Genomic DNA, 22,846 nt, shown 5'->3' on the forward strand with positions numbered 1-22,846 from the left:
CGGACCATTTGGCAATCCATGACCGTGTTCTATGGAGAATCCATCATGTCCGCGGTACGCTTCTTGAGCACAATTACGCTCTACGCTACATTTTTCGCCGCATCTACGGCACACACTGAGCCTTCAAGAGAGCGCTTGGACTCGTCTCCTTTTCTTGATGCAGCCTCCGAGTGGACGCGCAAGTTACGCTTGAGCGATCTCGCCACGCAAGGCCCATCGGAGCAATGGCCTTTGCAGCAGTTGCGCCAGGTTGAGCCCTTGTGGCGGACGACGACAACCGCACTCCTCTGCGTCACTGCACATGCCGCCGGGGACTACTATGGAAACAGCAATACCTACATCTGCCCGTGGACGCCGGAACAGAACACCACCGCACCGCAAGGATCGAACGCACGAATAATCACCGACGGAAAATAAAATCGTCCCAGCAGGTTGACCTGCATGCGTGATCAGGCTATTATCTCGCTTCTCGGAGTGTAGCGCAGCCCGGTAGCGCACCTGGTTTGGGACCAGGGGGTCCAAGGTTCGAATCCTTGTACTCCGACCACACATCAAAACGGGCTGTCATGCGACAGCCCGTTTTCATTTCCGCAATCGTTTCGACAAGCTTTCCGGCCTCATCGAAAGCGCGAAAAAGAAACGGCTTGCGTTTCTGCCCTTAGCTCAACCGGATAGAGCAATGGCCTTCTAAGCCATAGGTTAGGGGTTCGATTCCCTTAGGGCAGGCCAGTTTCCCCCAGTCAATCTCAATCCTTCTGCGGTGTACGAAAAGCGTACCAAGCGCGCATCAAACCAATCGCCTGCAGTTTTTTGGCTGAAACTCCCGCGCCGTACTCTCATGTCCACAAGCACCCAAGCGATACATTCTGTATGGAGCAAATTGACAATGGGACTCAGGGAAGCGTGTAGTCAAACTTATAAGAATGCTGGCCTTCAGCAATGATGATAATCATACGGCCGGCCAATCCTGCAAGATCCCCGGTACCGGAATCCGGCACGACGCTAATAGACTGCTCGGGTACGCCTCGCGTCATTGTGGAACTGTGCTGCAACACGAAACTGCCATGACGGCCATGCAAAGTGCCGGTTACCGTTTCCATCGCCACATAGCCTGCCGAACCCGGCTCGCTGCTACGGAAAGAAAGCATTTCACCCTGGCTGGCCGCTACGAGGTCGCCGTCGAACTTCTTGTTGAGGGACATGCGTCCGAGGCCTGTTCCTTCCGCAACGCCGCTAAGAGGTTCGGGACTTAGCTTGACGTCAAAAGGGCCGTTTGCTTGAGTGCTTGTCATAGGGTGTTCTCAAAAAAGAATGAACTATTTCAATCGTATTCAGCAGGCTGCAACTCCATTACTCAGCCTTCTCTACCTTGGTATAGATGTCCGGCCGCGAGATGTGCCACACGAAATCGCCACGGGCAATCGCCTCGAAACCGCAGCGCGCATATAGCCACGGTGCGGAAGATGTCGTCAGCATGACTCGCCTGAGCTTGAGCAGCGTGGGATGCTGGTTGCACGATTCGATCAGCCAGCGTCCCAGCCCGTGTCCCCTTTGTCCATCGACGACGAACACGTCGCACAAATAACCGAAAGTCGCATGGTCGGTCACGACGCGTGCGAAACCGACCTGCTGGCTGCCGCGGTACATGCCGAAGCACAAACTGTTGGCGATCGACGTGCGCACGGTGTCGATGCCGATGCCGCCGGCCCATGTCGAATGCGTCAGCACATCGTGCACCAAGGAGATGTTCAGGCGGTTTGGATCGGTATCGATGACAAGATCGTCGCGGCGCCAGATGAGGTGTTCGCTCATATTATTTATATTCCTTTGCACTAAGTTTTTGCAATGGAAACGGATGAGCTTCCAGTGCGAGACATTGGCCGTCATCATGCCACAGCACATAGCTGCGATGCAGCAGTTGCCATAAAGGAAATGCACCTTTGCCCAAGCCGGGGGCCTTGAAACATCGCTTGCAATCCCGTTACACCTGCCCGCGCCATCCTGGACGACCATAGGCTTACCGTGCATGCGCGAGGCTTGGCGTTTGATTGGCGTCTCTGCGCACAGTACAAAAGACAGGAGGACGATATGAACAAGAAAACTCTGGCCTGGGCTGCCTGCCTGGTGTTTTCACTGGTATCCGGCATGCCTGCCGTACAAGCGCAATCCGCTTATTCCGCCTACCCGCCTGGGCCGGCAAGCTACTCGCAGGAACAACTGGACCAGATGCTGGCGCCGGTGGCGCTGTATCCCGACTCCCTGCTGGGGCAGGTGCTGATGGCGTCCACCTATCCGCTGGAAGTGGTGCAGGCGCAGCGCTTCGTCGAAGCCCGTCCCGGCTTGCAAGGCGATGACCTGGCGCGTGCCGTCGCGCCCATGCCCTGGGATCCCAGCGTGAAGTCGCTGGTGCAGTTCCCGTCCGTGCTGGCGATGATGAACGATCGCCTCGACTGGATGCAGCAACTGGGCCAGGCCTTCCTCACGCAACAAGCCGCCGTGATGGACACCGTGCAAGACCTGCGCGAACGCGCACAGGTAGCCGGCTCGTTGCAGACCAGCCCGCAGCAGCGCGTGCTGGTGGATGACAACGTGATCGTCATCGAACCTGTCGATCCTCAAGTGATCTATGTGCCCTACTACAATCCGGTGGTGGTCTATGGCAGCTGGTGGTGGCCTTCGAACCCGCCGGTGTACTGGGCTCCGCCGCCACGCTATCGCCCGCCCCACTACAATCCGGGCGTCACGGCCAGCATCACGTTCGGCGGCGGGATCGGCATTGGCGTGATGCGCGCCGCTTTCGGCGAGGCGCGTCCGGACTGGCGCCATCGGCAGATGATGGTGACGCAGACCCGCATCACCAATATCACCAACAATAATGTGACCAACAATGTGACGGTGAACCGCAATGCGGGGGCCAACCAGGGGCCGGTGGTGTGGCGCCACGATAGCCGCTATGACAGCCCGCGCGCCCAGCAACGGCCGAATGCCCTGCCCGCCAATGCCGCCCGTCCGCAGCAGGCGCAACCCGTTCCACAGCCGCAACAGCAGCCACGCCCCGAGTTTGGCAACCGCCCGGATCGCCCCTTCATGCCGCCTGCAGCCAATCCGCAGCAGCGCGTCATCCAGGAAGACCAGGCCCGCCAGCGCCAGGTGCGCGAACAGCAAGCCAACCAGACGCGGGAAATCCAGGCGCAGCAACAGCAACGGGAACAACAGGTGCAAGAGCAGCAGCGCCAGCGGGAGCAACAAGCCAATAACCAGCAGCGTCAGCGGGAGCAGCAGGCGCAACAATACCAAGTGCAGCAACAGGCACGTGAACAGCAGCGCCAGGTCCAGCAAGTCCGCCAGCAACAGGAGCAGGTGTATCGGGAACAACAAGCCCGGCCGCAGCAACAGCAGCGCGAACAGCGCCCGCCGGAACGTCGGATTGAGGAACGGCGCGACGATAAGTAACCGGGAGTGGCGTTCCGATGGTGCAACAAAGCCAGCCGGACGGCATTTCCAGCTGGCAAAGATAGGTCCGGGCATCCCGGATAAGCTATAATCACGCTCTTTCCAGAGCTTTCCGAACATGCTGCGCCGGCCATTGACGTCGGTGCACGCAAGGCCAGTCAAGGGTTGGATTTTCCAGCCCTTTTTTCATTGGCCGCCGCTCGGGAAGCGCGGCGCCGGCCTGCCGTTTTTCGTTTCTCCGGCGTCCCGACCTGAACCGACATATCCGACATGCAAGAACCAAGCAACGACATCACCGGCGCCAATGCGGCCGCCGAAGCCAACGAGGGCGGCAACCGCAAGGTATCGACCGAACTGATCGCGCGCGAAGTGAAGCGCCGCCGGACCTTCGGCATCATCTCCCACCCTGACGCGGGCAAGACCACGCTGACTGAAAAGCTGCTGCTGTTCTCGGGCGCGATCCAGCTGGCGGGCACCGTCAAGGCGCGCAAGAGCGGCCGCCATGCGACTTCGGACTGGATGGAGATCGAAAAGCAGCGCGGCATCTCGGTAGCCAGCTCGGTGATGCAGTTCGAATACCGCGACCACGTGGTGAACCTGCTCGACACCCCGGGCCACCAGGACTTTTCGGAAGATACCTACCGCGTGCTGACCGCGGTCGACTCGGCGCTGATGGTGATCGACGCGGCCAAGGGCGTGGAAGAGCAGACCATCAAGCTGCTCAACGTCTGCCGCATGCGCAATACGCCCATCATCACCTTCATGAACAAGATGGACCGCGAAACGCGCGATCCGCTGGAATTGCTGGATGAGCTGGAATCGGTGCTGAAGATCCAGTGCGCGCCGGTGACCTGGCCGATCGGCATGGGCAAGAATTTCCGCGGCGTGTACCACCTGCTGCGCGATGAGATCATGCTGTTCAAGGCTGGCGAGGAACGCGCCGACGGAAATGTCGAGATCATTAAGGGCATCGACAACCCCAAGCTGGTCGAGATGTTCCCGCTGGAAATCGAACAACTGAAAATGGAAGTCGAGCTGGTGCATGGCGCATCGCACCCATTCAACCTGGACGACTTCCTGGCCGGCATCCAGACTCCGGTGTTCTTCGGTTCCGCCATCAACAACTTCGGCGTGCGCGAGATCCTCAATGCGCTGCTGGACTGGGCGCCTGCCCCCGGCGGTCGCGACGCCACCGTGCGCAGCGTCACGCCGACCGAAGAGCCGTTCTCGGGCTTCGTGTTCAAGATCCAGGCCAATATGGACCCGGCGCACCGCGACCGTATCGCCTTCCTGCGCGTGTGCTCGGGCCGCTTCGAACGCGGCATGAAACTGAAGCACCTGCGCCTGAACCGCGACATCAAGGTGTCGTCGGTGGTGACCTTCATGGCTTCCAGCCGCGAACAGGTGGAAGAAGCGTATGCCGGCGATATCATCGGCCTGCCCAACCACGGCAACATGCAGATCGGCGACAGCTTCTCCGAAGGCGAGATGCTGCAGTTCACCGGCATCCCCTACTTCGCGCCGGATTTCTTCCGCGTGGCGCGTATCCGCAATCCGCTGAAGATCAAGCAATTGCACAAGGGCCTGCAGCAGTTGGGTGAAGAAGGCGCGGTGCAGGTGTTCAAGCCGGTCACCGGCAGCGACCTGATCCTGGGCGCGGTCGGCGTGCTGCAGTTCGAAGTGGTGGCGAGCCGCCTGTTGAACGAATACGGCGTCGATGCCGTGTTCGAAGGCACCAGCATCAGCAGTGCGCGCTGGATCACTTGCGACGACAAGAAGAAACTGGCCGACTTTGAAAAATCCTCGGCGGGCGCCAACCTGGCGTTCGATGCGGCCGGCAACCTGGCCTACCTGGCCAGCTCGGGCGTGAACCTGCGCCTGACGCAGGAACGCTGGCCCGAAGTCGTGTTCCATGCGACACGGGAGCATGCGGCCAAGCTGGATTGAGTACCGGCTATCGGCCTGATGCAGTAAAAAACGCCCGGCAGGCAATACCTGACCGGGCGTTTTTCATTCTGCTCCAGTAGCGTACTTGCATGGTGTGCAAAGAAGCTACGCATAAAAAAAGCCGGCCACTGGCCGGCATTCGGATACTGACTCAACCAACAACTTACTTGGCAGCGTTCTTGTACGCTTCCACGCCAGCCAGGATCTCGGCGCGCGCCGCTTCCGGACCTTCCCAGCCGTCGACCTTGACCCACTTGCCCTTTTCCAGGTCCTTGTAGTGTTCAAAGAAGTGCTTGATCTGGTTCAGGCGCAGTTCGTTCATGTCTTCCGGCTTTTGCCAGTGGGTGTAGATCGGCAGGATCTTGTCGACCGGCACGGCCAGCAGCTTGGCGTCGACGCCGGATTCGTCGGTCATCTTCAACACGCCGATCGGGCGGCAGCGCACCACCACGCCTGGGAACAGCGGGAACGGGGTAATCACCAGCACGTCCACCGGGTCGCCGTCTTGCGACAGGGTCTGCGGGACGTAGCCGTAGTTGCACGGGTAGTGCATGGCGGTGCCCATGAAACGGTCGACGAAGATCGCGCCGGTGTCCTTGTCCACTTCGTACTTGATCGGATCGGCGTTCATCGGGATCTCGATGATCACGTTGAAGTCATTCGGCAGGTCGCGGCCGGCGGGGACGTTGTTCAGGCTCATGGGAGATTTCTCACTAAAGGGGAAAGAAAACGGAAAGCAGGCTTCTGGATTGGCGAATACACCGCCGAATTACGCAGAAAACGGCAATTATAGCGGCTTTCTGTTCGAATTCAGGCCCTGTCCGACAGGAAAAGCCGTGCAATCCGGCCAAGAACCCGGCCGCAAGCCGCCATTGCCAACGCATAGGCACACTATGCCGGCAACAACTTACGCCAGCATGACGATGCCGTGACGCCAAAGAAAAAGGCGGAAGGGCCGCAGCCTCTTCCGCCTTCGTTCTCAACCGGTAACGTCCGCGATCAGCGGATCGCCGTCGCCAGCGCGCACTGCTTGTAATGCGCCGCTGCCTGTTCGAACTGGTCCAGTGCCTCGTGCAGCTGCGCCAGCGCCAGGTGCGATTCGCGCACGGTGCGCGGCTCGATGGCGTCCGACAGCGCCTGCTCCAGATGGCGCTGTGCCTTGCCCCACAGCTTCTGGCGCAGGCAGAACATGCCCAGCGTCAGCGCCAGCTCGGCATCGGTCGGGTTCTTGGCCAGCCAGGATTCGCAATGCTCGATCTGCGCCAGCAAAGCCGCAGAACCGGCTTCGGCGGTCGACTCGCGGTAGGCGCGCAGCAAGCGGATATCCCAATCGGCGGCCAGGGCGCGCTCCAGCAAGGTGCGCGCCTCATCGTGCAAGCCGCGGCTGGAGAAGGCATGGGCCGCGCACGCGGCAATGAAGGGTTTCAGCTTGTCGGCGTTAGGCACGCCCGCCCACAGCAGGCGGATCGACTCGGCATCGTGCGAACGGTCCGACAGCAACGCGTCGTAAGACATTTCGCGCAGGCGGTTGGACAGGGCCGGATGCAGCGCATTGCGCTTGTCCAGCGTCTGCACCAGGCGCAGCACTTCGGTCCAGTTCTTGGCTTGCTGGTTGGCCTTGAGCGCCCATTGCAGGGCCTGGATGTGGCGCGTGCCGTTGGCGTTGAGCTCTTCCACGGTTTCCAGTGCCTGCTTGAACTGGTGTTCGTCCACTTGCAGCTCAAGTGCGGTCATCAGGCGCGCGGCCTTGAGCGTGGGATCGACCTCGGTGCTGGCCAGCCAGATATCGCGGCGGTCGCCCTGGCGCATGCGGTGCGCGGCGCGGGCGCCGATCAGGGCCGAGATGCCGGCGTTTTCAAGCAGCTCGGAGGCGCGGGTGGCGGACTTTTCAGCCTGACCGAAACGGCCCTCGAAGTAAGCTTTCAGGGCATCGCGCAAGGCCTTGTTGCTTTCGTTCTCACGCTTGGCGCGGCGGTAGGCGATCACGCGGCCGGGCAGTTTCTGGGTCAGGCGCACGGCGCGGATGACCACGTAGATCGCCAGGAACAGCGCCAGCGCCAGGAAGATGAAGAAGTTCAGCGAGAGATCCAGGCGGTACGGCGGGTAGAACAGCACCACGTTGCCCGGATTGAAGCGCGCCAGCACGGCCAGGCCGATGGCGGACGCGAACAGGGTAAGAAGCCAGAGCAGTATTTTCATATCGCTATTCCGTCATCCGCTCAGCGACGGGCTTTGTAGTTGCGCACCGCATTCAGGCTTTCGGCCAGCGAGGGCATCTGGATGGACAGGTTGCTGCCCTGCACTTGCTTGAGCAGCGCCTGCGTCGTCTGTACCTGCTTGGCGCGGGTGTCGAAATACTTGGCGATATTGTCCTGGGCGGCCGACAAGTCGTTACGGAAGGCGAACTCGTTGCGCGAGAGCAGCGCCAGGCGCGCGTTGAGCAGGCGCAGCTTCAGGTTCTCGCGCACGAAGTAGGCCTGGCCCGGCGACAGCAGGATCGCATCCGGCGTCTGCACTTCGCGGATGCGCACCAGTTGCTTCAATTCGGCCCACATCTCGGTGCTCATGCTCTGCCATGTGCCCTGTGCGCTGGCCAGCCATTGCGACCAGACCGATGGCTCGACGGGAGTATCTGCCGCCTTGCCGTCCTTGGCAGCCTTGCCGTTGGCGGCCTTGGCCGGCTTCACCGGCAGCGAACGCTTGGGTTCGGTGGCCGACTCGACCGGCTTCTCATCTACCAGCAGCGGCATGTTGTCGACCTGGCCGATGGCGCTGTCCAGGCGCACGGCGATGCCGGCGATGTCCACGGTCGGCAATGCCTTCAGGCGGTCGATGTCGCGCGCGATGGCGCGGCGGATGGCGATGAATTGCGGCTTGTCGGAACGCGACAGGCTCTTGTCGGCATTCTGCAGGGCGATCAGCGCCCCCTGCACATTGCCGGCGAGCTCCAGCTGCTGGTCGGCGGTGGACAGCACTTCCTCGATCTCGGAGAGTGCCCAGTCGTCGCGGTTCTTGTTCAGGTCCTGGTACATCTGCTCCAGGGCCAGTTGCTGGCTTTGCGACTCGGCCTGCTTGCTGTCGAGCACGCTGACCTTGGCCTGGAGTTCCTTGGTGTTTTCCTGAACGGCCTTGAGTACGCCCTTGACCTCGTTATTGGTGTTGTCGCCGCTTTGCAGGCGCTGGGCGACCTCGTTGCGCAAGCTGCGCAGTTCGGTGTGCGACACCCACCATTGCGCAGCCAATGCGGCGATCACCAGCAACAGCAGCACGGTCAGGATGCGCATCCTCCTGCGCAATACCGCAGTGCCGTCCGGCGCGGATGAAAAATAAGGGGAGCTCGCAGGGCTGGTATAACTCGCCTCCGGCTTAGTCTCCGGCAGATTTGGCTCTGGTGTGGATTGCTGTTCGTTCATGGGCTGGATTGTAACGCGGCAAGTAGTCGTTCGTCGCCCGAACCGGTCAGGATTACGCTGCAAAAGCCCAATGACTGGGCGGTCTGCGCGATCCTGTGGTGCGAAACGAAGATTCTCTGTCGTTGCAGTTTTACCACACGATCATCCCCTCCGGCTAGTCTTGCCAACTCAAGCAAATTGCGCAATGCCTCGGAACTGGTGATGACCCAGTCGGCGCCGGCATCCGCAAGCGCCAGCAATTGCGCCCGATTGCGCGCATCCAGCGGTGGCATGAGACGGCGATAGGCCGTGACGTATTCAACCACGATGCCCTGCCCCTGCAACGCCTCGCCAAGGAAATCGCGGCCGGCCTGGCCGCGCACGATCAGCGCGCGCTTGCCGCGCAACTGTTCCAGCGGCAGCGCCTTGAGCAATTCCTCGGAATCCATCTTGTCGGTGCGCTGCGGGCCAAAGATGACGGCATTGCCGCCATCGATGCCATGCGCGCGCAAGGCGACGCGGCTGCCCTCGCCGACAATGCCGATCGCCACTTGTTGCGGCCATCTGGGCAGCAGACGCAATGCCGCATCGATGGCATTGGGGCTGACGAACACCGCCAATGCGAATGCGTCCAGCCGGCCAAGCGCGGCCTGCAGTTCGGCCGTGTCTTCTACCGGCTCGATGGCCAGCAAGGGAAAGATTTCAACCCGGCGCCCCAGCGCTTCGACCTGGGCGGCGAAAGCCGTCGCCTGCTGCAGCGGCCGCGTGACGACGACCGGCGCAACGGCGGACGGATCAGGATGGATCGGCATCGGCCTGCGCCTTGCAGGCCGCGAGAATCGCATCGGCATCCTGCGCCTTGAGCAAGCCTGCAACCTGTTCGCCCAATGCCTCGGGCGCGTCGACGGAGCCCTCGGCCTCGGCCGCGGCGATGCGGCTGCCATCGGGCGTGGCGATCATGGCGCGCAAATGCAAACGCTGGCCGTCGACGGTGGCGTACGCCGCCAGCGGAATCTGGCAGCTGCCGCCGAAGATGCGCGACACCGAGCGCTCGGCGGCCGAAGCCACGGCAGCGATATCGTCATGCAGCGGCGCCAGCCAGCGCTTGATGTCGTCGTGGCCGGCCGGGATTTCGATGGCCAGCGTGCCTTGGCCCGGTGAAGGCAAACTTTGTTCGGGATCGAGATAGGCGCGGATGCGCTGTTTCAGGCCAAGGCGGTTCAAGCCGGCCACGGCCAGGATGATGGCGGCGTAGTCGCCGCGGTCGAGCTTGGACAGGCGTGTATCGAGGTTGCCGCGCAGCGGCTTGACCACCAGTTGCGGATAGCGCGCGGCGATCATGGCCTGGCGACGCAGGCTGCTGGTGCCGACGACGGCGCCGGCCGGCAGCTCGTCCAGCGAGGCAAAGTCGTTGGAGACAAAGGCGTCGCGCGGGTCTTCGCGCTCCAGGATGGCCGCCAGCTCGAATCCTTCCGGCAACTCCATCGGCATATCCTTCAGGCAATGCACGGCGAGGTCGGCACGCCCTTCGGCCATTGCCACCTCCAGTTCCTTGACGAACAAGCCCTTGCCGCCGACCTTGGACAGCGTGCGGTCGAGAATCTGGTCGCCGCGCGTGGTGGTGCCGAGGATACTGATGCTGCACTGCGGATATAATGCCGCGAGACGGTCGCGCACGTATTCAGCCTGCCACATGGCAAGACGGCTTTCACGGGACACGATGACGATGCTGGAAGGAAGGGATTCTTTCAAGACGGGCTTTCCAATTCAGTCGTGGCACCCGCGGCAGAGGAGGCAGAGCAAAGCAGGCGACCGGCGATTCCAGACTGAAATTTAAATTTAAATACATAAAAATATCGAGACAAATTCTAGCACGCAGCAGTCACGCAGCATTTCGGCAGTTCGATCCACAAGCACGACTTTCTCCTTTGAAAACCGCAGCAATCGTTGATCATGGCAACTACAAATCAAACTAAACGCAGTGCCCGCTCCGCCCCATCCACCGCTCGTTCCGGCAACTCCAACGCCGTCACCGCCACCAAAACCGCCCGCAGCACCGACAAAGACGCGCCGCTGAAAGAGGACATCCGCCTCCTGGGCCGCCTGCTCGGCGAAGTGGTGCGTGAACAGGAAGGCGATGAGGTCTTCGATGTGGTCGAAACCATCCGCCAGACTGCCGTGCGCTTTCGCCGCGAATCCGACGCCAAGGCCGGCGCCGAGCTCGACAAGCTGCTCAAGAAGCTCACACGCGACCAGACCAATTCCGTGGTGCGTGCATTCTCGTATTTTTCGCACCTGGCCAATATTGCCGAAGACCAGCACCACAACCGCCGTCGCCGCGCGCACTTGCTGGCCGGTTCGGCGCCGCAGCCCGGCAGCGTGGCCTATGCGCTCTCGCGGCTGGACGATACCGGCGTTTCCGGCGCGCAGGTGCGCTCCTTCCTGAAGGATGCGCTGGTCTCGCCGGTGCTGACCGCCCACCCCACCGAAGTACAGCGCAAGAGCATCCTCGATGCCGAGCACGAAATCGCGCGCCTGGTGGCCGAACGCGACAGCCCGCTCACGCCCAAGGAGCTGCGCCACAATACCGAACTGCTGCGCGCGCGCATCGCCACACTGTGGCAGACGCGCATGCTGCGCTACACCAAGCTGACGGTGGCCGATGAAATCGAAAACGCCCTGTCCTACTACCGCATCACCTTCCTGCGCGAACTGCCCGCGCTGTACGACGACATCGAAGGCGAAATCGACAGCCAGTTCCCCTCGCGCACCAAATCGCGCGCCATCGCCGAACTGCCGCCTTACCTGCAGATGGGCAGCTGGATCGGCGGCGACCGCGACGGCAATCCCAACGTCAACGCCGGCACCATGCAGCATGCGCTGAAGCGCCAGTCCACCACCATCTTCGACTACTACCTGGAAGAAGTGCACACGCTGGGCGCCGAGCTGTCGATCTCGACGCTGATGGTGGATGCCAGCCCGGAACTGCTGGCGCTGGCCGCCGCCTCGCCCGACCATTCCGACCACCGCGCCGACGAACCCTACCGCCGTGCGCTGATCGGCGTGTACGCGCGCCTGGCGGCCACCGCCCGCGCGCTGGGCGTAGTCAACATCCTGCGCCAGGAAGTGGGCGCCGCCGCCCCTTACGGCGCACCGCAGGAATGCGTGGCCGAACTGGACGTGCTGGTCGCCTCGCTGCAGGCCAACCACGGCGCCGTGCTGGTCAAGCCGCGCCTGGCCGGCCTGAAGCGTGCGGTGGAAATCTTCGGCTTCCACCTGGCCACGCTGGACATGCGCCAGAGCTCGGACATCCACGAACGCGTGCTGGCCGAGCTATTCGCCAAGGCCCAGGTCGAAAGCGACTACGCGGGCCTGGCCGAAGAGCGCAAGGTGGCGTTGCTGCTGAGCGAGCTAAGCAAGCCGCGCCTGCTGTACTCGCCTTACCTGGAATACGCCGACGAAACCAATTCCGAGCTGACCATCCTGCGCACTGCGCGCGAAATCCGCCGCCGTTATGGCGAGCGCGCCATCCGCAACTACATCATCTCGCACACCGAGACCCTGTCCGACTTGCTGGAAGTGCTGCTGCTGCAAAAGGAAACCGGCCTGCTGCACATCGAAGGCAACCAGTTGAAGGAACTGGAGCTGATGGTGATCCCGCTGTTCGAGACCATCCCCGACCTGCGCTGCGCGTCCGACATCATGCGTGGCTGGCTGACGCTGCCGCAGGTCAAGCCGCTCATCGCCAAGCAAGGCAAGCTGCAGGAAGTCATGCTGGGCTATTCGGACTCCAACAAGGATGGCGGCTTCCTGACCTCCAACTGGGAGCTGTACAAGGCCGAGAACCAACTGGTCGAGCTGTTCAATGAGGCCGGCGTCAAGCTGCGCCTGTTCCACGGCCGCGGCGGTACCGTCGGCCGCGGCGGCGGCCCCAGCTACCAGGCCATCCTGGCGCAGCCGCCGGGTACCGTGAACGGCCAGATCCGCCTGACTGAGCAGGGCGAAATCATCGCCTCCAAGTTTTCCAATCCGGAAATCGGACGCCGCAACCTGGAACTGCTGGTTGCCGCCACGCTGGAAGCCAGCCTGATGCCGCAGGCCACCGATGCCAAGGAAACCCGCAAGCTGGCCGAATACGAACGCGTGATGGAAGAGCTTTCCGAACGCGCCTACCGCGCTTATCGCAACCTGGTCTACGAAACGCCGGGCTTCACCGACTACTTCTTCGCAGCCACGCCGATCGCCGAGATCGCCCAGCTCAACATCGGCTCGCGCCCGGCCTCGCGCAAAGCAACCCAGCGCATCGAAGACCTGCGCGCGATCCCCTGGGGCTTCTCCTGGGGCCAGTGCCGCCTGCTGTTCCCGGGCTGGTATGGTTTTGGCAGCGCGGTCTCGGGCTGGCTGGCCGATGCCGGCAATGCCAAGGAAACCGCCCGCCGCCTGGCCACGCTGCGCGGAATGTGCAAGGAATGGCCATTCTTCGCCGCCCTGCTGTCCAACATGGACATGGTGCTGTCCAAGACCGACCTCGCCGTGGCGTCGCGCTATGCCGGGCTGGTGGCCGACCGCAAGCTGCGCAACGCCATCTTTGGACGCATCGCCGATGAGCATGAACGCACCAGCGCCATGCTCAGCACCATCACCGGCAGCAAGGAACGCCTGGTCGCCAACCCGCTGCTGGCGCGTTCGATCAAGAACCGCTTTGCCTATCTCGACCCGCTCAACCACCTGCAGGTCGAACTGATCAAGCGCTACCGCACCACCATCGCCGCAGGCCGGGCGCCGGAAGAGCGCGTGCAGCGCGGCATTCACCTCACCATCAACGGCGTCGCCGCCGGCTTGCGCAATACCGGCTGATTGTTGTTGTTCGTACCACGGTATGGCCACGCCGGCCATACCGTTCCTCCCTTCCCCCTTGACGCCGCCCCATGACAGGCCGGCGCGTGCCGTCCATCAGCGGCTTTTCAAAAAGATGAAACGCTCCGTCTCAAGAACTCCGTTTCCTTGCCGTTAACGTTTGGTCAGGGTTGTATTGGACGATCAGGCAACTGTGTTGCGCCTGCCGTACAGCTGAGTTTTTTTCATGCGCCGAATCAGTTTTTTGCACTGCAAAAATCGGCCGGAACCTCTGCGCAGCCCTCCAATTTTGTAAAATGGAATCTCATCAAGGTTTCAACCGCAGCTGCCGCAGCCGGGATGCTGGTTTTATTGAAAAATCAACATTCACGGCCCGTGGGGACAAGTCGAGAACGGCGGCGCGGGTATCGATACGGGGAATTACACAACATGCGTATCTCGGGAAAATCTCTCGTCTCGTTTTGCGTCGGCGCTCTCTTTTTTGCGGCCACGCCCATGCTCGTCCAGGCTGCGCCCAACGCCGCACCGCCACCGCCGCCGCTGGTCGCCGAACGCGTCTCGCTGACCAGCGTCGATGGCAAAGGCGGCAAAGCCACCGCGCTGTATGGCGTGTGGATCAAGGCGCGCAAGTCGCTGCCCACGGACAAGAAGGGCAAGTTCCCGACCGTGATCGCCCTGCATGGCTGCGGCGGCCTGTACAGCATGATCCGCGACGGCAAGGGCGAATTCACGCCGCGCCACCTGGCCATGGCGCGCGCGCTGACCGATGCCGGCTACAACGTGCTGTTCCCGGACAGCTTCACGCCGCGCGGCCGGCGCTCGACCTGCCAGGACAGCGCCGCCCAGCGCGAAGCCAGCGTCATGAACCGGCGTTACGACGTACAGGCGGCGCTGCACTGGGTCACCTCCCAACCGGATGTCGACATGTCGCGCGTAGCGCTGCTGGGCTGGTCGCACGGCGCCAGCACCGTGCTGGCCGCGATGAACCTGGCCGACACGGATGTTGCCGTGCGCAAGGTGCAGCCGCGCGCCGCGGTCGCCTTTTATCCGAACTGCCAGCCCTACGCCAAGCCCGGCACGCCGTTCAAACCGGCAGCGCCGCTGCTGATCCTGATGGGCGAGAACGACGACTGGACGCCGCCCCAGGCGTGCGAAGCGATGGAAAAGAAAATGGAAGGCAGCGACACCGAAATCGCCTTGCGCCTGTATCCGGACACTTACCATGACTTCGATGCTCCCGGCCTGCCGGTGCATGTGCGCATGGACATCAACGGCATCGGCAAGCCCGGATCGGGCGTGACCAGCGGCAGCAACCCGGACGCACGCGCGATGGCCTACCGTTCGATGCTGAATTTTCTCGAAGCCAAGCTCAACTAAGACGTTCTAAAGCCGTCCTCGAACTTCCACGCGACACCCTGACCAAACAAAAATGCCGGCACACTTTGGTATGCCGGCATTTTCTTTTTGCAGTGATTAGTGCGTCAGCTGATCAATTCCTGCATGCCCTCGCCCAGCTCTGCCAGCGGCGGCATGTCCTCAGTAAAGGTTTCCAGCGTCAGTCCCAGCTTCCCGGCCACGTCAGACGGGAAAGTCGACTCCAGCTCGTCGGCCGAATATTTGTTCTCTTCGGCGCGGGCACGCCAGGCGGCCAAATGCACGATGGCGGCGAACTGGTCGAACTTGCCTTCCAGCGGCTGCGGGAAAGCCTTGATCACCTGCGAGAATTCATCCGGGAAGCGCCAGCGCTTGGCCAGTTCGGCGCCGACATCGGAAAAATCGTAGCCGAAAGACTTGCGCTCCACATCCAGGCGGCGCGCATCCAGCGGCCCCGCGACCTTGTCCACCTGCAGCGCCTGCTCCGGCATGCCGGCATGCATCACCAATTGGCCGATGGCGTGCATCAGGCCGACGGTGAACGCGAAATCGGAATTGGCCTTGACCCGCTTGGCCAGCCATTTGGCGATGATGGCGGTATCCAGGCTATAGCGCCAGAACAGCTTCAGGTCCACCCCCGGCAGCTTCTTGAAGCTGCCCGCCATGCCGGCGCTGACCACGAGTGTGCGTACGGTCATGAATCCCAGCATCAGCACCGCATCCTCGACAGTGCCGATGGTGCGCGAGACATGGTAGTAGGATGAATTGGCCAGGCGCAGGATCTTGGCGCTGAGCACCTGGTCTGCCGCCAGTTTCTTGCCGATCTCTTCAATCGAGACGGATTCGTTGTTGAAGCTTTCGATGACTTCCTGCACCACCTTGGGAATGCTCGGCAATGCGGTTTGCTGCTGAAACAGTGCTTCCAGGTTCATGACTATTTCTCCTGTATTGTATAAGACGACCCCCGAACATCTTTCCAATCTCTCAGCGAGCGCCGTTTAACTTTCCGCTTGCATCCCAGTTAACCAGGCCAGTCATCGCGATTCGAGTATAGCGGCTTGATTTGCCAATCGTGCAAGCTTTTTACGCTTTGCAAAAGAGGCTGTACAGAAACAACAAGCACAAACAATGCCACTGGGAAACACTGCAAAAACAGATCATCAGGAGATGAGAATCCGGCAAGGGAATGATGGAAAAAGCGTGCATGCCTCTGTGCCGCAGATGCGAAAAAGCTGCGGCACGCAGCATTTCCAGCTGCCGCGACGTGGCTTGACGCTGCTGCGCTTGCTATAATCGCCCATTCTCCGGAATTCCCTATATGACAGACCAATTTTCGAAAAAAGGTGAGGCCTGGTCGGCTCGCTTTTCTGAACCCGTCTCCGACCTCGTCAAGCGCTATACCGCATCGGTCTTTTTCGACAACCGCCTGGCCCAGGTCGACATCCAGGGCTCGCTGGCCCACGCCGAAATGCTGGCCCACCAGGGCATCATCAGCGCCGCCGACTACGCTGAAATCCAGCGCGGCATGGCGCAGATCAAGGGCGAAATCGACGCCGGCAAGTTCGAATGGCTGCTGGATCTGGAAGACGTCCACCTGAACATTGAAAAACGCCTGACCGAACTGGTCGGCGATGCCGGCAAGCGCCTGCACACCGGCCGCTCGCGCAACGACCAGGTCGCCACCGACATCCGCCTCTACATGCGCGGCGCCGTGGACGACATCATCGGCCTGCTGCGCGAGCTGCGCCTGGCCCTGCTGGATTTGGCCGAACAGCACGCCGACACCATCCTGCCGGGCTTCACCCACATGCAGGTGGCGCAACCGATCACCTTCGGCCACCACGTGCTGGCCTATGTCGAGATGTTCGGCCGCGACGCCGAGCGCATGGCCGATGCCCGCAAGCGCATCAACCGCCTGCCGCTGGGCGCCGCCGCCCTGGCCGGCACCACCTTCCCGATCGACCGCCTGCGCGTAGCCAAGACCCTCGGCTTCGACGACGTCTGCCGCAACTCGCTGGACGCCGTCTCCGACCGCGACTTCGCCATCGAATTCTGCGCCGCCGCCGCGCTGGTGATGACCCACATCTCGCGCATGTCGGAAGAGCTGGTGATCTGGATGAGCCCGCGTGTGGGCTTCATCGACATCGCCGACCGCTTCTGCACCGGCTCGTCGATCATGCCGCAGAAGAAGAATCCGGACGTTCCCGAACTGGCGCGCGGCAAGACCGGCCGCGTCAACGGCCACCTGGTGTCGCTGCTGACCCTGATGAAGGGCCAGCCGCTGGCCTACAACAAGGACAACCAGGAAGACAAGGAACCGCTGTTCGACACCGTCGACACCCTGACCGACACGCTGCGCATCTTCGCTGACATGGCGCGCGGCATCACCGTCAAGCCAGACGCCATGCGCGCCGCTGCGCTGCAAGGCTACGCCACCGCCACCGACCTGGCCGACTACCTGGTCAAGAAGGGCCTGCCCTTCCGCGACGCCCATGAAGCCGTCGCGCATGCGGTGCGTACCTGCGTGGATCGCGGCTGCGACCTGGCCGACCTGTCGCTGGACGAACTGCGCGCGTTCTCGTCGCTGGTCGGCGAAGACGTGTTCGAGGTACTGACGCTGGAAGGTTCGGTCGCCGCGCGCGACCACATCGGCGGCACCGCGCCCAACCAGGTGCGTGCGGCCATTGCGCATATCCGCAACGAATTGAAGAACTGAAACAAGCACCACCCGCCATTCCCACGGGGATGGAATTCGCATGCTGCTGCGGCGCACCCTACCCGGGCGCATCGCGGCGGGTTGTAAAAGCCGGCGCCGCATACTTTTGAGGTATGCTGTGCCGGCTGTATCGAAAGAGGCCGCAAAACGGTCTTCAGAGGATGGAGCACAAGTCCCGCTATCCCGGGCATCTTTGCATCATCCTCGATGAAGGAATCGCTTCGAAGAATCGCGCGTGCGCGAGGACGGGAGGGCGGCTCCTAAAAATATCTAACTGAGGAGAGAACTCGATGCAAATCAATACCATGCTCAAGACCATTCCCGCGCTGCTGTTGGGCGCTACCCTGTCGCACGGCGTCATGGCCGCCGACATCAAGCTGGGCGTTGCTGAAGCGCTGACCGGCCCGGCCGCCAAGTACGGCGTGGCCATCAAGAACGGCTTCACGCTGGCCGCCGAGGAAGTCAACGCCAAGGGCGGCGTCAACGGCAGCAAGCTGGCCCTGGTCATTGAAGACGAACAAGGCAAGAAAGAAGAAGCCATCAACGTCTTCAAGAAACTGATCTTCCAGGACAAGGTGCTGGCAGTATTCGGCCCCACCCTGTCGAACTCGGCCTTCGCTGCCGACCCGATCGCCAACGCCGCCAAGGTCGTGGCTTTCGGCACCAGCAACACCGCTGACGGCATCACCGCGATGGGCCCCTTCACCTTCCGCAACTCCGTGATGGAAGCCGACGTGCTGCCAGTCACCGTGAAGGCTGCCGTGAAGCATTTCGACATCAAGAAGGTCGCCGTGATCTACGGTAACGACGACGCCTTCACCAAGTCGGGCTACGATGTCTTCAAGGCCACGCTGGAACAGCAGAAGATCCCGACCACCACCACCGAGGCCTATGCCAAGGGCGACGTCGACTTCAAGGCCCAGCTGACCAAGATCAAAGCCGGCAACCCAGACGCCATCGTCTGCTCCTGCCTGGCTGAAGAAGCCGCCAACATCATCCTGCAGACCCGCGCGCTGGGCATGAAGCAGCCCTTCATCGGCGGCAACGGCCTGAACTCGCCGAAGCTGTTCGAAATCGCCAAGGACGCCGGCGACAACACCCTGATGGGCAGCCCCTGGTCGTCGGAAAACCTGACCCCGGTCAACAAGGCATTCATCGCAGCCTACAAGGCCAAGTTCGGTTCCGATCCCGACCAGTTCGCGGCGCAAGCGTATGACGCCCTGTACATCATGGCCGACGCGCTGAAGAACGTGAAGCTGACTGGCAACCTGGCCAACGACCGCGACGCCGTGCGCAAAGCGCTGCCCTCGGTGAAGATCGAAGGCGCAACCGGCAAGTTTGCGTTCCGTCCCGCTCCGGCAGTCGCTGGCAAGCAGGTGGGCTTCGACGCCGACCAGGAAGCGATCGTCAATATCGCCAAGGGCGGCAAGTTCGTCCTGCTGAAGTAATTCAGCGCCGGCAATACGCAAGCACGCAGCGAAACTCTCCTGAGTTGCAGTACCGCATGACCGGCCCTGGCCGGTCATGCGCCTCACTGCAGACGTACCAAGGACCGCCGGCTGCCATCCGGTTTGAACAGAACGGAAACCAGAACAGGCTCTTAGAAAGAGCCGCACTTCCGATGTAACGAGGGATACATCGCCCGCCTGACCGGGACACCCCAGGCGCGAGAGCAATTCCCATTACCTATCGCAGGCTCTATGTTAGAACAACAGCTCATCAATGCCCTTTCGCTGGGCAGCGTGTATGCGCTCTTCGCGCTCGGTTTCACGCTGGTCTTCGGCGTGCTGGGCGTGATCAACCTTTCGCACGGTGCGATCTTCATGCTGGGCAGCTATGCCGCCCTGCTGCTGGTCGAGCAAATGGCGCTGCCGCTGTGGCTGGCGCTGATCCTGGCCATGGTCGCCACCGGCCTGCTCGGCCTGGTCATCGACGTGCTGGTCCTGAAGCCGCTGCGCAAACGCAATGCGCCCCACCTGATCCCGATGATCGCCACCATCGGCGTGGCCATCATGATCACCAACATCTCGCAAGGCCTGTTCGGCGCCGAGAACAAGCGCTTCCCGGTCGGCACCATCCCCGAAGAAAGCGTCAGCCTGGGCAACCTGCACATCACCGCGGTGCAAGTGGCCATCGTGGTGATCGCCTTCGTGCTGATGGTGGTGCTGCTGGCCGTGATGCGCAAGACGCAGCTCGGCCGCGCGCTGCGCGCCATCGCCGAGTCGCCCAAGGCGGCTTACCTGCTGGGCATCAACGTCGAGGGCCTGTTCCTGCTGACCTCGTTCGCGGCTGCCGCGTTGGGCGGCGCTGCTGGCGTGCTGGTAGGCGTGTCCTTCAACGCGATCTCGCCCTTCATGGGCCAGCCGATGCTGCACAAGGGCATCGCCGTGATCATCCTGGGTGGCATGGGCGACATCCGCGGCGCGATGATCGGCGGCCTGTTCCTCGGTTTCGCCGAGGTGCTGACGGTAGCCTATATCTCGAGCGACTTCCGCGATGCGGTGGCCTTCGGCCTCCTGTTCCTGATCCTGCTGGTCAAGCCGTCCGGCATGTTTGGCAAAGTGCTGGAAAGAAAGGCATAAGACCATGAGCTTTATGGAATGGTGGGATGGTTTCTGGGCCACCTACAACACAGTCATTTTCAGCATCGGCGTCAACGCCATGCTAGCCCTCTCGATCTACGTGACGCTGTCGTGCGGCTTGCTGTCGCTGGCCAATGCGGCGTTCATGGGCATCGGCGCCTATACCGCGTCGCTCTTGACCATGCAGTTCGACATGCCCTTCCCCGTCGCGCTGGCCGCGGGCGGCGTGCTGCCTTCGCTGGTGGCATTGGTGATCGGCATCCCGACCCTGCGCCTCTCGGGCGTCTACCTCGCGATGGCGACGCTGGGCTTCGGCGAAGTGGTGCGCGTGATCGTGCTGAACCTGGATATCACGGGCGGCCCCATGGGCCTGAACGGCGTGCCGCCGCTCACCGAGTGGTGGCACATCGTGCTGCTGCTGGGCGTGACCATCTATTGCCTCGCGCGCCTGCGCCGCTCCAAGACCGGACGCGCCTTCGAAGCGATCAAGGAAGATGAAGTGGCGGCGCGCCTGATGGGCGTAAACGTGGCCGGCTACAAGCTGCTGGCCTTTGTCATCGGCGCGGCGATCGCCGGCGTGGCCGGCGGCCTGAACGCCCACTTCACCTTCACCATCGGCCCCAACAACTACGGCTTCGAGAACGCGGTCGACATCCTGACCATGGCGGTCTTCGGCGGCACCAGCAACCTGATCGGTCCGATGATCGGCTCGACCATCCTCTCGCTGCTGCCCGAAGTACTGCGCCACTTCAAGGACTTCCGGCTGGCCATCAACGGCCTGATCCTGATCCTGGTGGTGCTCTACCTGCCCAAGGGCATCTGGGACCCGCGCCGCATCCGCGCGATCCTGGGCCGCAACGCTGCAGACAAGAAGGTGAAGTGATGCTCTTAGAACTCAAGCAGATCAGCAAGAACTTCGGCGGCCTGCAGGTGCTGCAAGGCGTCGATTTCAACGTCCGCGAAGGCGAGATCTTCGGCCTGATCGGCCCCAATGGCGCCGGCAAGACCACCGTCTTCAACCTCATCACCGGCCTGCTGCGCGCCTCCTCCGGCAGCATCGCCTTCAACGGCGAAGATATCGGCGAAGTCGCCCCGCACAAGATCACCGAGCGCGGCATCGCCCGCACCTTCCAGAACATCCGCGTGTTCAAGGAAATGACGCTGCTGGAAAACGTGGTGGTCGGCATGCACGACCACCTCAACTATGGCGTGGCCGGCATGCTGTTCAACCTGGGCGGCTTCCGCAAGGCCGAAAAGGAAGCGCGCGAGCGCGCACTGGAGCTGCTGTCCTGGGTACGCCTGGAGCACAAGGCGCACATGCTGGCCGACAGCCTCTCCTACGGCGAACAGCGCAAGCTGGAGTTCGCCCGCGCACTGGCGACCAAGCCCAAGCTGCTGTTGCTGGATGAGCCGGTGGCCGGCATGAACCCGGCCGAGAAGACCGAACTGATGGCCGAGATCGTCAACATCAAGCAGCGCGGCTTCTCGATCTTCATGATCGAGCACGACATGCGCTTCGTGATGGGCCTGTGCGAGCGCATCGCGGTGCTCAACTTCGGCAAGATCATCGCCGAAGGCACGCCGGACCAGATCAAGAACAACCAGGAAGTGATCGAGGCCTACCTCGGCAAGGAAGAAGCATGACAGGCAACAGCAAACCCATCCTGCAGGTCGAGGACCTGGCCGTCGCCTACGGCCACATTGAAGCGGTCAAGGGTATCAGCCTGACCTTGAACGAAGGCGAGATCACCGCGCTGGTCGGCGCCAACGGCGCCGGCAAGAGCACCTCGCTGCTGGCCATCTCGGGACTGGTGAAGGCACAGCGCGGCCGCGTGCTCTTCAACGGCCAGGACCTGGTGCAGCTGTCGCCGCACAAGATCGTCGAATCCGGCGTGGTGCAGGTGGCCGAAGGCCGCGCCACGCTGACCACGCTAACCGTTGAAGAAAACCTCGCGCTGGGCGCCTATACCCGCAAGGATAAGGATGGCGTGGCGCGCGACCTGGAGTGGGTGTATTCGCTGTTCCCGGTGCTGAAGAACCGCGCCGCAGGCCTGGCCGGCAACCTCTCCGGCGGCGAGCAGCAGATGCTGGCGATCGGCCGCGCGCTGATGGCCAAACCCAAGGTGCTGCTGCTGGACGAACCGTCGATGGGCCTGGCCCCGCTGATCATCCAGGAAATATTCCGCATCGTGAAGGAGATCAACAAGACCGACATGACGGTGCTGCTGGTGGAACAGAACGTGCGCCAGGCACTGCGCATCGCGCAACGCGGCTACGTGCTGGAAACCGGCAAGATCGTGCTGGAAGATACCGGCGCCAACCTGCTGGGCAATCCGAAGGTAGTGGAAGCGTATCTGGGCGGTTGAGCTTGTCTTCCCCTCTGCGAAAAAAACGGCGGCCCTTGCGGTCGCCGTTTTTTTGGAGCCACGAATGAAGACGGCGGTTGTAGTAAAGTGGCCGACTGAGTTTCCACGAATCTCCCGCCCTTGGCGCAATCAACCGTCCCGATGACACCCTGGCGCCTC

The 22,846-nt window shown here is 62.1% G+C and carries 19 protein-coding genes and 2 tRNA genes; 13 read left to right on the forward strand and 8 right to left on the reverse strand.

Going from position 1 to position 22,846, the window contains the following annotated elements; genetic code table 11:
• Window positions 1-18 precede the first annotated feature (18 nt).
• The 3 genes from AKL28_RS09345 to AKL28_RS09355 all read left to right on the forward strand — a co-directional run bounded on the left by AKL28_RS09345 (window position 19) and on the right by AKL28_RS09355 (window position 729).
• Window positions 19-417 carry a hypothetical protein gene (locus AKL28_RS09345; protein ID WP_050467857.1) on the forward strand — a complete coding sequence of 133 codons (399 nt, stop codon included), beginning with the start codon at window positions 19-21 and terminating at the stop codon, window positions 415-417.
• 53 nt (window positions 418-470) lie between these two features.
• A tRNA-Pro gene (locus tag AKL28_RS09350) sits at window positions 471-547 on the forward strand.
• A gap of 105 nt (window positions 548-652) precedes the next feature.
• Window positions 653-729, forward strand: a tRNA-Arg gene (locus AKL28_RS09355).
• 164 nt (window positions 730-893) lie between these two features.
• On the opposite strand, the gene AKL28_RS09360 is transcribed toward AKL28_RS09355, so the two are convergent.
• Window positions 894-1,292, reverse strand: a complete 399-nt coding sequence (locus AKL28_RS09360; protein WP_050467858.1) for a DUF3224 domain-containing protein — start codon at window positions 1,290-1,292, stop codon at window positions 894-896.
• A gap of 58 nt (window positions 1,293-1,350) precedes the next feature.
• On the reverse strand, window positions 1,351-1,812 hold the full coding sequence (locus tag AKL28_RS09365) for a GNAT family N-acetyltransferase (RefSeq protein WP_050467859.1): 462 nt from the start codon (window positions 1,810-1,812) through the stop codon (window positions 1,351-1,353).
• 276 nt (window positions 1,813-2,088) lie between these two features.
• Here AKL28_RS09365 and AKL28_RS09370 point away from each other — a divergent pair, with 276 nt between their 5' ends.
• Window positions 2,089-3,453 carry a DUF3300 domain-containing protein gene (locus AKL28_RS09370; RefSeq protein WP_050467860.1) on the forward strand — a complete coding sequence of 455 codons (1,365 nt, stop codon included), beginning with the start codon at window positions 2,089-2,091 and terminating at the stop codon, window positions 3,451-3,453.
• A 270-nt stretch (window positions 3,454-3,723) separates the two neighbouring features.
• Window positions 3,724-5,400 carry a peptide chain release factor 3 gene (locus tag AKL28_RS09375; protein ID WP_050467861.1) on the forward strand — a complete coding sequence of 559 codons (1,677 nt, stop codon included), beginning with the start codon at window positions 3,724-3,726 and terminating at the stop codon, window positions 5,398-5,400.
• 163 nt (window positions 5,401-5,563) lie between these two features.
• Here the strand turns inward: AKL28_RS09375 and ppa are convergent, their stop codons facing one another.
• From ppa to hemC, 5 genes are all read right to left on the reverse strand, one after another.
• Window positions 5,564-6,100 (reverse strand): inorganic diphosphatase, encoded by a 537-nt coding sequence (gene ppa / locus AKL28_RS09380; RefSeq protein ID WP_050467862.1) that lies wholly within the window; start codon window positions 6,098-6,100, stop codon window positions 5,564-5,566.
• A gap of 299 nt (window positions 6,101-6,399) precedes the next feature.
• Complete coding sequence (locus AKL28_RS09385; protein WP_050467863.1) at window positions 6,400-7,599, reverse strand: heme biosynthesis protein HemY; 1,200 nt, start codon at window positions 7,597-7,599, stop codon at window positions 6,400-6,402.
• Window positions 7,600-7,619: 20 nt separating this feature from the next.
• Window positions 7,620-8,813 carry a uroporphyrinogen-III C-methyltransferase gene (locus tag AKL28_RS09390; protein WP_050467864.1) on the reverse strand — a complete coding sequence of 398 codons (1,194 nt, stop codon included), beginning with the start codon at window positions 8,811-8,813 and terminating at the stop codon, window positions 7,620-7,622.
• Window positions 8,810-9,604 carry a uroporphyrinogen-III synthase gene (locus AKL28_RS09395; RefSeq protein ID WP_050467865.1) on the reverse strand — a complete coding sequence of 265 codons (795 nt, stop codon included), beginning with the start codon at window positions 9,602-9,604 and terminating at the stop codon, window positions 8,810-8,812. Before AKL28_RS09395 ends, AKL28_RS09390 begins: the two co-directional genes overlap by 4 nt.
• A complete protein-coding gene (gene hemC, locus AKL28_RS09400; RefSeq protein WP_050467866.1) occupies window positions 9,588-10,544 on the reverse strand; it encodes a hydroxymethylbilane synthase in 957 nt (318 codons plus the stop codon). Before hemC ends, AKL28_RS09395 begins: the two co-directional genes overlap by 17 nt.
• Window positions 10,545-10,745: 201 nt before the next feature.
• Between hemC and ppc the strand changes: the two genes are divergently transcribed.
• Together ppc and AKL28_RS09410 are read left to right on the forward strand one after the other, a co-directional pair.
• Window positions 10,746-13,649 (forward strand): phosphoenolpyruvate carboxylase, encoded by a 2,904-nt coding sequence (gene ppc, locus AKL28_RS09405; RefSeq protein ID WP_050467927.1) that lies wholly within the window; start codon window positions 10,746-10,748, stop codon window positions 13,647-13,649.
• 495 nt (window positions 13,650-14,144) lie between these two features.
• On the forward strand, window positions 14,145-15,026 hold the full coding sequence (locus tag AKL28_RS09410) for a dienelactone hydrolase family protein (protein WP_231602380.1): 882 nt from the start codon (window positions 14,145-14,147) through the stop codon (window positions 15,024-15,026).
• Window positions 15,027-15,130: 104 nt separating this feature from the next.
• Here the strand turns inward: AKL28_RS09410 and AKL28_RS09415 are convergent, their stop codons facing one another.
• Window positions 15,131-15,955, reverse strand: coding sequence for an HDOD domain-containing protein (locus tag AKL28_RS09415; RefSeq protein WP_050467868.1), 825 nt, complete (start codon window positions 15,953-15,955; stop codon window positions 15,131-15,133).
• Window positions 15,956-16,341: 386 nt separating this feature from the next.
• Between AKL28_RS09415 and argH the strand changes: the two genes are divergently transcribed.
• From argH to AKL28_RS09445, 6 genes are all read left to right on the forward strand, one after another.
• Window positions 16,342-17,739: an argininosuccinate lyase gene (argH, locus tag AKL28_RS09420; protein ID WP_050467869.1), complete on the forward strand. Its 1,398-nt coding sequence runs from the start codon at window positions 16,342-16,344 to the stop codon at window positions 17,737-17,739.
• 290 nt (window positions 17,740-18,029) lie between these two features.
• Window positions 18,030-19,187, forward strand: coding sequence for an ABC transporter substrate-binding protein (locus tag AKL28_RS09425; protein WP_050467870.1), 1,158 nt, complete (start codon window positions 18,030-18,032; stop codon window positions 19,185-19,187).
• Window positions 19,188-19,439: 252 nt separating this feature from the next.
• Window positions 19,440-20,321 (forward strand): branched-chain amino acid ABC transporter permease, encoded by an 882-nt coding sequence (locus tag AKL28_RS09430; RefSeq protein ID WP_050467871.1) that lies wholly within the window; start codon window positions 19,440-19,442, stop codon window positions 20,319-20,321.
• A 4-nt stretch (window positions 20,322-20,325) separates the two neighbouring features.
• A complete protein-coding gene (locus AKL28_RS09435) occupies window positions 20,326-21,204 on the forward strand; it encodes a branched-chain amino acid ABC transporter permease (protein ID WP_050467872.1) in 879 nt (292 codons plus the stop codon).
• A complete protein-coding gene (locus AKL28_RS09440; protein WP_050467873.1) occupies window positions 21,204-21,965 on the forward strand; it encodes an ABC transporter ATP-binding protein in 762 nt (253 codons plus the stop codon). The genes AKL28_RS09435 and AKL28_RS09440 overlap by 1 nt, the downstream gene beginning before the upstream one ends.
• On the forward strand, window positions 21,962-22,687 hold the full coding sequence (locus AKL28_RS09445) for an ABC transporter ATP-binding protein (protein WP_050467874.1): 726 nt from the start codon (window positions 21,962-21,964) through the stop codon (window positions 22,685-22,687). The genes AKL28_RS09440 and AKL28_RS09445 overlap by 4 nt, the downstream gene beginning before the upstream one ends.
• Window positions 22,688-22,846: the final 159 nt, after the last annotated feature.

This window comes from Herbaspirillum chlorophenolicum (genome assembly GCF_001189955.1).
Lineage (GTDB): Bacteria > Pseudomonadota > Gammaproteobacteria > Burkholderiales > Burkholderiaceae_D > Herbaspirillum > Herbaspirillum chlorophenolicum.